The sequence below is a fragment of the Cupriavidus sp. DL-D2 genome (assembly GCF_039710735.1).
GTDB lineage: Bacteria > Pseudomonadota > Gammaproteobacteria > Burkholderiales > Burkholderiaceae > Cupriavidus.
Map to the genome: position 1 here is coordinate 106,947 of NZ_JBDKXK010000001.1, position 13,469 is coordinate 120,415.

10 protein-coding genes are annotated in these 13,469 nt (G+C 63.0%); 5 read left to right on the forward strand and 5 right to left on the reverse strand.

Going from position 1 to position 13,469, the window contains the following annotated elements:
- The first annotated feature begins 49 nt into the window (after positions 1-49).
- Positions 50-598 (forward strand): outer membrane protein assembly factor BamE, encoded by a 549-nt coding sequence (gene bamE / locus ABDB81_RS00480; protein WP_137926953.1) that lies wholly within the window; start codon positions 50-52, stop codon positions 596-598.
- A 180-nt stretch (positions 599-778) separates the two neighbouring features.
- Here bamE and metG read toward each other — a convergent pair whose 3' ends face one another.
- Positions 779-2,845, reverse strand: coding sequence for a methionine--tRNA ligase (metG, locus tag ABDB81_RS00485; RefSeq protein ID WP_346809300.1), 2,067 nt, complete (start codon positions 2,843-2,845; stop codon positions 779-781).
- A 331-nt stretch (positions 2,846-3,176) separates the two neighbouring features.
- Complete coding sequence (locus ABDB81_RS00490) at positions 3,177-3,812, reverse strand: OmpA family protein (RefSeq protein ID WP_346809301.1); 636 nt, start codon at positions 3,810-3,812, stop codon at positions 3,177-3,179.
- Between the two features lie 361 nt (positions 3,813-4,173).
- Here ABDB81_RS00490 and apbC point away from each other — a divergent pair, with 361 nt between their 5' ends.
- The 4 genes from apbC to ABDB81_RS00510 all read left to right on the forward strand — a co-directional run bounded on the left by apbC (position 4,174) and on the right by ABDB81_RS00510 (position 9,111).
- Positions 4,174-5,262: an iron-sulfur cluster carrier protein ApbC gene (gene apbC / locus ABDB81_RS00495; RefSeq protein ID WP_160472888.1), complete on the forward strand. Its 1,089-nt coding sequence runs from the start codon at positions 4,174-4,176 to the stop codon at positions 5,260-5,262.
- A gap of 103 nt (positions 5,263-5,365) precedes the next feature.
- The gene (locus tag ABDB81_RS00500; protein WP_137926946.1) at positions 5,366-5,953 is read left to right on the forward strand and encodes a superoxide dismutase family protein; all 588 of its coding nucleotides are present in this window, start codon (positions 5,366-5,368) and stop codon (positions 5,951-5,953) included.
- A gap of 146 nt (positions 5,954-6,099) precedes the next feature.
- Complete coding sequence (gene dcd, locus ABDB81_RS00505) at positions 6,100-6,666, forward strand: dCTP deaminase (protein WP_137926947.1); 567 nt, start codon at positions 6,100-6,102, stop codon at positions 6,664-6,666.
- A gap of 180 nt (positions 6,667-6,846) precedes the next feature.
- Complete coding sequence (locus ABDB81_RS00510) at positions 6,847-9,111, forward strand: arginine/lysine/ornithine decarboxylase (RefSeq protein ID WP_137926948.1); 2,265 nt, start codon at positions 6,847-6,849, stop codon at positions 9,109-9,111.
- Positions 9,112-9,259: 148 nt separating this feature from the next.
- Here the strand turns inward: ABDB81_RS00510 and ABDB81_RS00515 are convergent, their stop codons facing one another.
- The 3 genes from ABDB81_RS00515 to argH all read right to left on the reverse strand — a co-directional run bounded on the left by ABDB81_RS00515 (position 9,260) and on the right by argH (position 13,248).
- A complete protein-coding gene (locus ABDB81_RS00515; RefSeq protein WP_137926949.1) occupies positions 9,260-10,987 on the reverse strand; it encodes a TRAP transporter large permease subunit in 1,728 nt (575 codons plus the stop codon).
- Complete coding sequence (locus ABDB81_RS00520; RefSeq protein WP_160472886.1) at positions 10,987-11,529, reverse strand: TRAP transporter small permease subunit; 543 nt, start codon at positions 11,527-11,529, stop codon at positions 10,987-10,989. Before ABDB81_RS00520 ends, ABDB81_RS00515 begins: the two co-directional genes overlap by 1 nt.
- A 309-nt stretch (positions 11,530-11,838) precedes the next feature.
- Positions 11,839-13,248: an argininosuccinate lyase gene (argH, locus tag ABDB81_RS00525; protein ID WP_346809303.1), complete on the reverse strand. Its 1,410-nt coding sequence runs from the start codon at positions 13,246-13,248 to the stop codon at positions 11,839-11,841.
- Positions 13,249-13,469 lie beyond the last annotated feature (221 nt).

The window sequence follows — 13,469 nt, forward strand, 5'->3', positions numbered from 1 at the left end:
GACTCGATTGACCCGATTGACTCATGCGTCCGCGCGACGCCTTACCGCCATGGGACTGATTGCGAGCGTGCTTGCCCTGTTCGGTTGCGACCAGCAGAAGGTGGACGAGACGATGAAGAAAGCCGGTGACGTGGCCCGGAACACGTGGAACAGCGTGAAGCCTGACAGCCAGTTGTTCAAGGGCATCGAGATCGGCAAGTCCACCGAGGACGATATCCGCCGTCAGGCCGGCAAGCCCGAGATCGTGTGGGAGGAACCGGACGGCGGCCGCCGCCTGGAATATCCGCGCGGCCCCGAAGGCACTACGACGTGGATGGTCACCACCAATGCCGATGGCACGGTGCGCTCGATCGAGCAGGTACTGACCGCCGAGAATTTCGCCAAGGTGCGGCCCGGCATGAACAAGGACCAGATCCGTCGGCTACTGGGCAAGCCGACCAAGGTCGAGGCGTTCCGCCTGAAGCAGGAAGAGGTGTGGGGCTACCGCTGGATGGAAACGAGCATCGACCGCGCGTTCTTCAACGTGCATTTCAACCCGGACGGCACGGTGAGTACGACGTCGCGGAGTGATGATCCGTCGCGGAGGCAGGGGGGCTGAGTTTTACTCCCCTACCCATTGTTTTCTCCCCTCTCCCGCTTGCGGGAGAGGGGCGGGGGTGAGGGCAGGCAGTTCAAGCAACGACAGGTCGCAATTTGAACCGCAATACCCTCACCCCCAACCCCTCTCCCACGTTGTGGGAGAGGGGAGCAAGACATCGTGCGGGATCGATTCTGTGACTTACCGAATCCGCATCCCCGGCACCGCGCCACTGTGCGGTTCCAGAATCCACAGCCCCGGATTCGCCTTCTCGTCTGCTGCCGACGCTGCCAGCACCATCCCTTCCGACATCCCGAACTTCATCTTGCGCGGCGCCAGGTTGGCGACCACCACGGTGAGCTTGCCCTTGAGCTGTTCTGGCGTGTAGGCCGACTGGATGCCCGAGAACACGTTGCGCGTCTTGCCTTCGCCAACATCCAGCGTCAGTTGCAGCAGCTTGGTCGAGCCTTCCACCTTCACGCAATCGACGATCTTCGCTACGCGCAGGTCGATCTTCACGAAGTCGTCGATCGTGATCGTGTCGGCGATCGGTTCGATGGCGGCTTCAGCCGGTGCAGCAGCGGGGGCCGCGGCAGCTTGCAGCGAATCGCGGTTGGCGGCCAGCAGGGCGTCGATCTGCTTGGTATCGACGCGCGTCATCAGATGCTGGTAAGGCTGCACCGGACGATCCGCCGACAGTTGCGTGTCGATGGCACGCCAGTCCATCGATTCCACGTTCAGGAAGCGCTCCACGCCAGCAGCCATCTCCGGCACCACGGGCTTCAGGTAGACGGTCAGCAGGCGGAAGGCTTCGAGCGAGACCGAACAGGCCGCGTGCAGGGCATCGCGCTTTGTCTCATCCTTGGCCAGTTCCCACGGCTTGTTGGTATCGACGAACGCGTTCACGGCGTCGGTCAGTTCCATCACCAGGCGCAGCGCCTTGCTGTATTCGCGGCCTTCGTAGTACGCAGCCACCTGCGGGGCGGCCTGGCGCAGTTGCTCCAGCAGCGGATTGGCCAGAGCGGCCTCATTGACCTTGCCGTCGAAACGCTTGACCAGGAAGCCCGCTGCACGGCTGGCGATGTTCACGTACTTGCCGATCAGATCGCTGTTCACGCGGGCGACGAAGTCGTCCAGGTTCAGGTCCAGGTCTTCCATGCTCGCGTTGAGCTTGGCGGCGAAGTAGTAACGCAGCCACTCCGGGTTCATGCCGGTGTCGATATAGCTTTGCGCGGTGATGAACGTGCCGCGCGACTTGCTCATCTTGGCGCCATCGACGGTCAGGAAGCCGTGAGCGAACACGTTGGTCGGTGTGCGGTAGCCCGAGAACTTGAGCATGGCCGGCCAGAACAGCGTGTGGAAGTACAGGATGTCCTTGCCGATGAAGTGGTACTGCTCGGCGGTGGAGTGCGGGCCGACCCAGGCGTCGAAGTCGATGCCGCGCTTGGTCGCCAGGTTCTTGAAGCTCGCGTAGTAGCCGATCGGGGCATCGAGCCAGACATAGAAGTACTTGCCCGGCGCGCCCGGGATCTCGAAGCCGAAGTACGGCGCATCGCGCGAGATGTCCCAGTCGGACAGCGTCGAGGCTTCGCCTTCGGCGCCCAGCCACTCCTGCATCTTGTTGCTGGCTTCGGGCTGGGCCAGGTCGGCCACCCACTCGCGCAGGAACGTCTCGCAGCGCGGATCGGACAGGCGGAAGAAGAAGTGCGTCGACGACTTGCGCACCGGCGTGGCGCCCGACACCACGGAATACGGGTTCTTCAGGTCAGTGGGCACATACGTCGTGCCGCAAACTTCACACGAATCGCCGTACTGGTCCTTGGCGTGGCACTTTGGGCATTCGCCCTTGATGAAGCGGTCCGGCAGGAACATTTCCTTGACCGGGTCGTAGAACTGCTCGACATCGCGCTCGGCGATCAGATCCTTGTCTTTCAGCGACAGGTAAATCTTCTCGCAGAGTTCACGGTTTTCTTCGGCGTCCGTGCTGTAGTAGTTGTCGAAGGAGACCAGGAAGCTGTCGAAATCGCGCTTGTGTTCGGTCCAGACGCGGTCGATCAACTGCTTCGGCGTGATGCCTTCCTTTTCCGCGCGCAGCATGACCGGCGTGCCGTGGGTATCGTCGGCGCCCACGTAATAGACCTCGTTGCCCATCATTCGCTGGAAACGCACCCAGATGTCGGTCTGGATGTACTCCACCAGGTGGCCGATGTGAATCTGGCCGTTGGCGTACGGCAGGGCAGAAGTAACGAGGATGCGGCGTGCGGTCATGAAAAAGCCGTTCAGAGGGGTGGGAATGCGTGTCCTGCGGAGAGCGGGACGAAGGAACCGGCTATTTTAGCAACTGCGGGGGAGACGTGCCTGTTCCGGGGTGGAACTGGCCGCAATGTCGGCGAAATGACCGCGAAATGGGGGCGTTAGGGAGCGAAATCGGCGCCGATCACCGTGAATTCACTTTGAAAAAGCCAAAAAAAAGCGCCGGTTAGACACCGGCGCAGCTTTCCACAACGGAAAAGGAGGAGAAATCAGGCACCGCCCGGGAGGTCAGCCACCCATCGCGAGCCAGCAACGGTGGCAAGCGGTACCTGAACTCTATGACTGCTTACCCAGAAATTGGTTTCAAGAAAATTTCGACTCGGCGATTCTGGGCGCGTCCCTGCTCCGTGGAATTGTCTGCAACCGGCTGCGTCTGGCCCCGGCCTTCGGCGGTCAGGCGGTTGCGCGCCACGCCGCGATCGCCCAGATAGGCGGCCACGCTCTGCGCGCGGCGCTGGGACAACTGCATGTTGTAGCTCGGGTTGCCGGTACTGTCGGTATGGCCCACGACATTGGCCACCACGTCCTGGTGCTGGCCCAGCGTCTGGGACACCTGGTCGAGCACCGCGCGGAACGACGGCTTGATCGTCGCGCTATCGGTATCGAAAGTCACCTGGCTCGGGATGTTCACCTTGAGCGAGCCATCGGGCTGCTCGGTGATCGTGGTGCCGGTTCCGGCCGTATCCTTGTTCAGTTTGCCGCGGATCGCGTTCCAGTTGTAACCGGTGGCACCGCCCACTGCCCCACCTACGGCCGCGCCGACCAGCGTGCCGGTGGTGTTGCCGCCGATCAGGTTGCCAAGGCCGGCGCCCACTGCCGCGCCCACGCCGGTGCCGACAGCGGTATTGGTGCCTTGTTCGGTAGCACAGCCGGCCAGTGCGGCAGCAGCCACGATCGAAACGGTAACGAGCTTGAAGTTCATGCGTTCTCCTTCTGGAAATTCCCGTAAATGTTCTGCCAACAGCATGCCGCATGGTACTGCCTGGCGCCATGCGCCGGACCCGCTGCAAACAAGTTTCAACATTGTGTTTGAAAACGCGCATGTAGCGGTATCGGACGGCGTCCGATACCCGGCGTTCACGCCGGCCGCTATCGCTGTCCTTCGGGCGGCCGCTGCAAGTTGGCGCACTACAATAGGCAGATGGCGGTAGGGGCACAAGACACAGAGTGTGAGAGATGTAAATGTCTGTAATCCCCCACATCGGGCAAGGTGTGGCGCCGCCTGATACATTACCCCCACATTTTCAGAATATTCCCAATCCCCATCCAGAGCGGAGTCCGACTTGAGCCTCACCACTGAACAGGTAACCGAAACCCTGCGCACCGTCATTGATCCCAATACGGGCAAGGATCTCGTCTCCACGCGCTCGGCGCGTAATGTGCGGGTCGACGGCGGCAATGTCTCCGTGGAAGTCGAACTTGGCTATCCGGGCCGCAGCCAGTTCGAACTGATCCGCCAGAAGGTCATCGATGCCGTCCGCGCCTTGCCTGGCGTGGCCAATGTCAGCGTGGCGGTCTCGATGAAAATCGTCGCGCATGCCGTGCAGCGTGGCGTGAAGCTGCTGCCCGGCGTACGCAATGTGATTGCAGTGGCATCCGGCAAGGGCGGGGTGGGCAAGTCCACTACGGCCGTGAACCTGGCGCTGGCCCTGGCGTCCGAGGGCGCACGTGTGGGCATGCTCGACGCCGATATTTACGGCCCGAGCCTGCCGATGATGCTGGGCATCAGTGGTCGCCCCGAGTCATCGGATGGCCAGACCATGCAGCCGCTGGAGGGCCACGGCCTGCAGGCCAACTCGATCGGGTTCCTGATCGACCAAGACAATCCCATGGTGTGGCGCGGCCCGATGGTGACCTCGGCGCTGGAACAACTGCTGCGCCAGACTAACTGGTCGGACCTGGATTACCTGATCGTCGACATGCCGCCGGGCACCGGCGACATCCAGCTGACGCTGTCGCAGAAGGTGCCGGTCACGGGCGCCGTGATCGTGACGACACCGCAGGACATCGCGCTGCTGGACGCGCGCAAGGGTCTGAAAATGTTCGAGAAAGTCGGCATCCCCATCCTCGGCATCGTCGAGAACATGGCGGTCTACTGCTGCCCGAACTGCGGCCATACCGAGCATATCTTCGGCGCTGGCGGCGCGGCCAAGATGAGCACCGACTACCACGTTGACGTGCTGGGCAGCCTGCCGCTGAACCTTTCGATTCGCGAGCAGGCCGATTCGGGCCGGCCGACCGTGGTGGCCGAACCCGACGGGCAGATCGCGGAGATCTACCGCGAGGTGGCGCGCAAGGTGGCAATCAAGGTGGCCGACAAGGCGCGCGACATGACCAACAAGTTCCCCAGCATCGTGGTCCAGAACACTTGAGAATCGGGCATTGTCCGACATTGCCGTCGCGATCACCTGACCTACAATCCACACGGCATACCACGCGAAAATACAACGCGAACACACCAAGGGAGGAAGCGGCATGAAACGGGTACTGTTTGGACTGGCAATCGGCGCGTCGGCCATCGCGATGGCGGGCTGCGCGGGGTCGGACAAGAGCGCGACGGCGGCCACGGCTGCGCCGTCCGCCATGGCAGCTTCGGCGTCCGGTGGCGGCTCCACCAAGGCGGCGGCCACGCTGGCGGCCAAGAGTGGCACCAACACGGCGGGCCGCGTGACCTTCGACCAGCAATCGGGTGGCGTGCTCGTGGGCGTGCTGGTAACCGGCCTGGCGCCGGGTAGCGTGCATGGCTTCCACGTCCATGAGAAGGGGGACTGCTCGGCCCCGGATGGCATGAGCGCGGGCGGCCACTTCAACCCGGGCGGCAAGCCGCACGGCCAGATGACCGGCGGCGGCGACCACCACGCTGGCGACATGAACAACCTGACGGCGGATGCCAGCGGTAATGCCCGCGTGCAGTTCCTGATGCCTGCCGTCACCGTGGCGCCTGGTGCAAACAGCGTAGTCGGCAAGGCCGTGATCGTCCACAAGGACCCGGACGACTATCGCACGCAGCCTACGGGTAACGCGGGCGGCCGGATCGCCTGCGGTGTGATCGCGGCAAGCTGACAGGTAGCTGATCGATGCATGGCCCCCTTTTGCCGGCTTGCGGCAAGAGGGGGAGTCCGCCGGCAATATGGTTGTACAATGCGCCCCAAATCGCATGCGGCGCCCCGATTGGCGGGCCTGCCGTCCGTCCATCCTGCCACGCCCTTATGAGTATCAAATCCGACAAGTGGATCCGCCGCATGGCGGAGCAGCAAGGCATGATCGAACCGTTCGAGCCCGGCCAGGTACGGGAATCGGACGGACGCAAGATCGTTTCCTACGGCACGTCAAGCTACGGCTACGACATCCGCTGCGCCAACGAATTCAAGATCTTCACCAATATCAACAGCACGATCGTCGATCCGAAGAACTTCGACGAGAAGTCGTTCGTGGACTTCAAGGGCGACGTCTGCATCATCCCGCCGAACTCGTTCGCGCTGGCCCGGACGATGGAGTACTTCCGCATTCCGCGCAGCGTGCTGACGATCTGCCTGGGCAAGAGCACGTACGCGCGCTGCGGCATCATCGTCAACGTGACGCCGTTCGAACCCGAGTGGGAAGGCTACGTGACGCTGGAGTTCTCGAACACCACGCCGCTGCCCGCCAAGATCTACGCGGGCGAGGGTTGCGCGCAGGTGCTGTTCTTCGAGTCCGACGAAGTCTGCGAGACCTCGTACAAGGACCGTGGCGGCAAGTACCAGGGCCAGCACGGCGTCACCCTGCCGAAGACCTGACACACCTGTCATCTTCCCGAACTAGAATGCCGGCGTCTCATCCACGCCGGGGGTGCCACCGGCCATGAACCGGTACGGCGCCAGACCTGACGAATGAGCCACATGTCGCCGCTGCGGGAAACTTCCGCCGGCCATGTGGCTCAGTTCTTTCCAAGTACGCTCAACACCCAAGGATTTCCGATGAAATTCCGCTTCCCCGTCATCATCATCGATGAAGACTTCCGTTCCGAGAACATTTCGGGCTCGGGTATTCGCGCACTGGCCGAAGCCATCGAACGCGAAGGCATGGAGGTGATGGGCCTGACGAGTTACGGCGACCTGACGTCGTTCGCACAGCAGTCCAGCCGGGCTTCCACGTTCATCGTGTCGATCGACGACGACGAGTTCGTGCGGGCCGACGACCAGCCCGAAGCCGCAGCCATCGAGAAGCTGCGCGCGTTCGTGTCCGAAGTCCGCCGCCGCAATACCGACCTGCCGATCTTCCTGTATGGCGAGACGCGCACGTCCCGTCACATCCCGAACGACATCCTGCGCGAGCTGCACGGCTTCATCCACATGTTCGAGGACACCCCCGAATTCGTGGCGCGACACATCATCCGCGAAGCCAAGGTCTATCTCGACACGCTGGCGCCGCCGTTCTTCAAGGCACTGATTGACTACGCGCAGGACAGCTCGTACTCGTGGCATTGCCCGGGGCACTCGGGTGGCGTGGCATTCCTGAAGAGCCCGGTGGGCCAGGTGTTCCATCAGTTCTTTGGCGAGAACATGCTGCGCGCGGACGTCTGCAACGCCGTGGAAGAACTGGGCCAGCTGCTCGACCACACGGGTCCGGTGGCAGCATCTGAGCGCAATGCCGCGCGCATCTTCAATTCGGACCATATGTTCTTCGTGACGAACGGTACGTCGACGTCGAACAAGATGGTGTGGCACGCCAACGTGGCGCCGGGCGACATCGTGGTGGTGGACCGCAACTGCCACAAGTCGATCCTGCACGCGATCATGATGACCGGCGCGATCCCGGTGTTCCTGATGCCCACTCGCAACCACTACGGCATCATCGGCCCGATCCCCAAGAGCGAGTTCGATCCCGAGACGATCCGCCGCAAGATCGCCGCGCACCCGTTCGCCAGCAAGGCGAAGAACCAGAAGCCGCGCATCCTGACGATCACGCAGGGTACGTACGACGGCGTGCTGTACAACGCCGAGCAGATCAAGGAAATGCTGGCGTCCGAGATCGACACGCTGCACTTTGACGAAGCGTGGCTGCCGCACGCCGCGTTCCACGAGTTCTACCGCGACATGCACGCGATTGGCCGCGATCGTCCGCGCAGCAAGGACGCGCTGGTGTTCGCCACGCAGTCCACGCACAAGCTGCTGGCCGGGCTGTCGCAGGCATCGCAGATCCTGGTGCAGGACTCCGAGACACGCAAGCTGGACCGGTATCGCTTCAACGAGGCGTACCTGATGCACACCTCGACGAGCCCGCAGTATTCGATCATTGCCTCGTGCGACGTGGCGGCGGCGATGATGGAAGCCCCGGGCGGCACGGCACTGGTGGAGGAAAGCATTCAGGAAGCGCTGGACTTCCGCCGCGCCGTGCGCAAGGTGGAAGCGGACTACGACGTCGATAACAACGGCGACTGGTGGTTCAAGGTCTGGGGTCCGGATACGCTGAACGAAGACGGCATCCCCGACCGCGACGAGTGGATGCTCAAGGCCAACGAGCGCTGGCACGGCTTCGGCGACCTGGCCGATGGGTTCAACCTGCTGGACCCGATCAAGGCCACGATCATCACCCCGGGCCTGGACGTGGACGGCGAGTTCAGCGAGCGCGGCATCCCGGCCGCCATCGTGACCAAGTATCTGGCCGAGCACGGCATCATCATCGAGAAGACGGGTCTTTACTCGTTCTTCATCATGTTCACGATCGGCATTACCAAGGGCCGCTGGAACTCGCTGGTGACCGAACTGCAGCAGTTCAAGGACGACTACGACCAGAACCAGCCGCTGTGGCGCGTGCTGCCGGAATTCGTCGGCAAGTACCCGCAGTACGAGCGCATGGGCCTGCGCGATCTGTGCGACGCAATCCACAGCGTCTACAAGGCGAACGACGTGGCACGCGTGACCACCGAGATGTACCTGTCGGACATGGAACCGGCGATGAAGCCGTCGGATGCCTGGGCAATGATGGCGCACCGCGAAATCGAGCGCGTGCCCGTGGACGAACTGGAAGGCCGCGTCACCGCCATCCTGCTGACGCCGTACCCGCCGGGCATCCCGCTGCTGATCCCGGGCGAGCGCTTTAACCGCATCATCGTCCAGTACCTGCGATTCGCCCGCGAGTTCAACAAGCTGTTCCCGGGCTTCGAAACGGACATCCACGGGCTGGTGGAGGATGAGGTCGATGGCGTGAAGGCTTATTTCGTGGATTGCGTGAAGCAGTAAGCGTTTCGCTGTTAAAAAGAAAAACCCCCGCTACCGAAAGGTGCGGGGGTTTTTGTATGCCTTTGGTTTCGCTCCCCTCTCCCGCTTGCGGGAGAGGGGCCGGGGGAGAGGGCCGGAGCATCAACAGCCGACCAACTGCACCATTGACCTACTTGCTCTTCTCGAACTGGAACTGTGGCGCCGCCGGCTCGCTGGACTCGCCAGCCCCCGGTAGCTCCAGCGTCCCCGGCGTGGAAGCTGCCCCTCCGGGCTTGTCAGCTTCCTGCCCGCCAAGCGGGATACTCACCTCCGCCGAATTGCTGTGTTTCAGCGATCCCTTGTCGAGCAGCCCGGTGACCATGCCCGGCCAGAACATCACTAGCAGCACCATGACCATCTGCAGGCCCACCCACGGGAGCGCGCCCCAGTAGATGTCCGAGCTCTTCACTTCCTTGGGTGCGATGCCGCGCAGGTAGAACAGCGCGAAGCCGAACGGCGGGTGCATGAACGAGGTCTGCATGTTCACGCACAGCATCACGCCGAACCAGACCAGCGCGGCAGTCGCCGCAGCTTCGGGGTTGCCGCCCATCGAATCGAGCACGACCGGTGTCAGCACCTTGACGGCCACCGGGGCCAGCATCGGCACCACGATGAACGCGATTTCGAAGAAGTCGAGGAAGAATGCCAGGAAGAAAATGAACAGATTGACGACGATGAGGAAGCCAATCCATCCGCCCGGCAACGAAGTGAACAGGTGTTCGACCCACGCGCCACCATCCACGCCCTGGAACACCACCGAGAAGCAGGTGGAGCCGATCAGGATGAACACCACCATGGCGGTGATACGTGCCGTGGACTGGTAAGCGTCGACGATCAGCAGGCGCAGTTCGGTCAACTGTCCGGCGCGGATCAGCAGCCACAGCACCACCAGGTAAGCCACCGCCAGCGGAATGCGGAAGGCATGCGAGCCAAACGCGAACACGCCCACGGCTGCGGCCACGACGGTGGCGGCAATCCCGATGCGGTAGATGTTGCGGTCGATCTTGTTGAAACCCTTGTCGCGGATCACGGCCAGCACCAGCGCGCCGACGGCGCCCATCGCACCGGATTCGGTCGGCGTGGCAATGCCGAGCATGATCGTGCCGAGCACCAGGAAGATCAGCACCGCGCACGGGATGATGCCGCGCAGGCACTTGGCCCACAGCGCCCAGCCACGCAGCGTGCGCGCTTCGGCGGGAACGGGCGGCAGCCAGTCGGGCTTGATGCGGGTGAGGACGAAGGTGTAGAGCGCGAACAATGCGATCTGCACGACCGACGGACCCCAGGCGCCCAGGTACATGCTGCCCACGTCGGCGCTGCCCATCGGCGTCTTGAGCTGGTCGGCCAGCACCACGAGCACCAGTGACGGCGGCACCAGCTGCGTGATCGTTCCCGATGCAGCCAGCACGCCGGTGGCGTACTTCATGTTGTACCGGTAGCGCATCATCACGGGCAGCGAGATCATCGCCATGGCAATCACCTGCGCGGCCACCGTGCCGGTAATCGCGCCAAGGATGAAGCCGACGATGATCACCGAATAGCCCAGCCCGCCGCGCACGGGGCCGAACAACTGGCCCATGGAGTCGAGCATGTCCTCGGCCAGCCCGCATTTCTCCAGGATGGCGCCCATGAAGGTGAAGAACGGGATCGCCAGTAGCAACTCGTTGCCCAGCACGCTGCCGAACACGCGGCTCGGCACGGCCTGCAGGAACTGCATCGGGAAGTAGCCCCATTCGATGGCCAGGAAGCCAAAGGCCAGGCCTACCGCGGAGAGCGAGAATGCGACCGGAAACCCGATCAGCATGAATACCACCAGGCCGCCGAACATCAGCGGCGGCATATATTCCAACGGAATCATTATTGCACCGGCCTTTCGTATTTTGATTCGATGCGCACCAGGCCCTGCAGGGCGGCGAAGCGCTTGATCAGTTCGGAGATACCTTGCAGCGTGAGCAGGGCAAAGCCGAGGGGCACCACGAGCTTGATCGGATACCGGGGCAGGCCGCCCGAGTTACCCGACTGTTCGAGAATGCGCCACGAAGGCAGGAACAGCGATTCCCACGACAGCCACGTGAACAGAATCGTGGACGGCAGCAGGAAAACGAGGATGCCGAAGATGTCGATCCAGTGCTGCGCGCGCTCGGACACGTTGCCGTAGATCAGGTCCACGCGAACGTGTTCATTGCGCTGGAACGTGTACGACGCGCCAAACATCACGGCGATGGCGAACATGTACCACTGGAGTTCGAGCGGCCAGTTGTCGCTCAGGTTGAAGCCGTACCGCAGCAGGGCGTTCCCTGCGCTGACCAGGCACGACAGCAGGATCATGATGTTTGCAAGCCTGCCCGTGTGCTGGTTCAACCTGTCGATCTGTCGTGACAGACCAAGCAAGTAATTCATGGGTGTCTCCCCCTTTTCTAATGCGGCGGTCAGTTTATCTGTAACAAATTATGTGGGGGCTAGGGGATTGTCCTAGAAGGGTTGGTGCATGCTGGGTTTGCTCCCCTCTCTCACAACGTGGGAGAGGGGCTGGGGGTGAGGGCCCGGCGGTTCAAATTGCGTTATATCGTGCATCCACCGCCTGCCCTCACCCGTAGCCCCTCTCCCGCAAGCGGGAAAGGGGAGACAGTCAGTGGGGGATTCCAGATACAAAAAAGCCGCTGGCCTTTCGGCGCAGCGGCTTTTTTACGACGCAGTCTTACGGGAAACTTACAGCGTCTTGCGTGCGGCAGCGATGGCGGCGCGTACCTGATCGGGCGCGGTGCCGCCGATGTGGTTGCGCGAGGCGACCGAGCCTTCCAGCGTCAGTACGGTATGCACGTCGTCGCCGATCAGCGCGGCCTTGTCGCCCAGCCCGGACACGTCGCGCAGTTCGGCCACGGTCAGGTCGGCCAGATCGCAGCGGCGGTCGTCGCACGCGCGCACGGCGTGGGCCACGGCTTCGTGGGCATCACGGAAGGGCAGGCCGCGCTTGACCAGGTAATCGGCCAGGTCGGTGGCGGTAGCGTAGCCCTGCAGCGCGGCAGCGCGCATGGCGTCCGGCTTGACGCTGATACCCGGCACCATGTCAGCGAAGATCCGCAGCGTGTCGACGATGGTGTCCACCGTATCGAACAGCGGTTCCTTGTCTTCCTGGTTGTCCTTGTTGTACGCCAGCGGCTGGCCCTTCATCAGCACCAGCAGGCCGCTCAGGTGGCCGAACACGCGGCCGGTCTTGCCGCGCGCCAGTTCGGGCACGTCGGGGTTTTTCTTCTGCGGCATGATCGAGCTGCCCGTGCAGAAGCGGTCGGCAATGTCGATGAAGCCAACACGCGGGCTCATCCAGATCACCAGTTCTTCAGAGAAGCGCGAGATGTGCGTCATCACCAGCGAAGCGGCGGCGACGAATTCGATCGCGAAGTCACGGTCGGACACGGCGTCCAGCGAGTTGCGGCAGACGCCGTCAAAGCCCAGTTGCTGGGCCACGAATTCGCGGTCGATCGGGTAGCTCGTGCCAGCCAGAGCAGCCGCGCCCAGCGGCAGGCGGTTCACGCGGCGGCGGCAATCGGCCATGCGCTCGGCATCGCGCGTGAACATTTCCACGTAGGCCATCAGGTGGTGACCGAACGTGACCGGCTGCGCCACCTGCAGGTGGGTGAAGCCCGGCAGGATCGTGTCGGCGTTCTTGTCCGCCAGATCCATCAGCGCGCCGCGCAGGTCGCCCAGCAGGCCGATGATGTTGTCGATTTCGCTGCGCAGCCACAGGCGGATGTCCGTGGCCACCTGGTCGTTACGCGAGCGGCCCGTGTGCAGGCGCTTGCCGGCGTCACCGACCAGCGCGGTCAGGCGCGCTTCGATATTGAGGTGGACGTCTTCGAGGTCCAGCTTCCATTCAAACTGGCCACCCTCGATCTCGCCACGGATCTGCGTCATGCCCCGCTCGATCTCGGCGCGGTCGGCCTCGGCGATGATGCCCTGCTTTGCCAGCATGGCCGCGTGGGCCAGCGAGCCCTGGATGTCGAACAGCGCCAGGCGCTTGTCGAAGAAGACCGAAGCGGTGTAGCGCTTCACCAGGTCGGACATCGGTTCGGAGAAGCGGGCGGACCAGGCTTCGCCTTTCTTGGCAAGTTGGGAAGTCATGACAGGGGCAGGGCGGAAAATCGGAAACGGCGATTATATCGCTTGAGACGCCCCGAATCCCGGTGGTTTGCTCCCCTCTCCCGCGAGCGGGAGAGGGGCAGGGGGAGAGGGCAGGTGGCTCAAGATGCGATAGATGCCAATTTGAACCGCCGCGCCCTCTCCCCCGACCCCTCTCCCGCCGTGCGGGAGAGGGGAGCACCCATGCGTCGAAGCAGGCTCAT

Bases quoted from the DNA above. Each gene is read 5' to 3' on its own strand.
- bamE (WP_137926953.1), top strand. From the start codon at position 50: ATGGGACTGATTGCGAGCGTGCTTGCCCTGTTCGGTTGCGACCAGCAG.
- metG (WP_346809300.1), bottom strand. From the start codon at position 2,845: ATGACCGCACGCCGCATCCTCGTTACTTCTGCCCTGCCGTACGCCAAC.
- ABDB81_RS00490 (WP_346809301.1), bottom strand. From the start codon at position 3,812: ATGAACTTCAAGCTCGTTACCGTTTCGATCGTGGCTGCTGCCGCACTG.
- ABDB81_RS00500 (WP_137926946.1), top strand. From the start codon at position 5,366: ATGAAACGGGTACTGTTTGGACTGGCAATCGGCGCGTCGGCCATCGCG.
- dcd (WP_137926947.1), top strand. From the start codon at position 6,100: ATGAGTATCAAATCCGACAAGTGGATCCGCCGCATGGCGGAGCAGCAA.
- ABDB81_RS00510 (WP_137926948.1), top strand. From the start codon at position 6,847: ATGAAATTCCGCTTCCCCGTCATCATCATCGATGAAGACTTCCGTTCC.
- ABDB81_RS00515 (WP_137926949.1), bottom strand. From the start codon at position 10,987: ATGATTCCGTTGGAATATATGCCGCCGCTGATGTTCGGCGGCCTGGTG.
- ABDB81_RS00520 (WP_160472886.1), bottom strand. From the start codon at position 11,529: ATGAATTACTTGCTTGGTCTGTCACGACAGATCGACAGGTTGAACCAG.
- argH (WP_346809303.1), bottom strand. From the start codon at position 13,248: ATGACTTCCCAACTTGCCAAGAAAGGCGAAGCCTGGTCCGCCCGCTTC.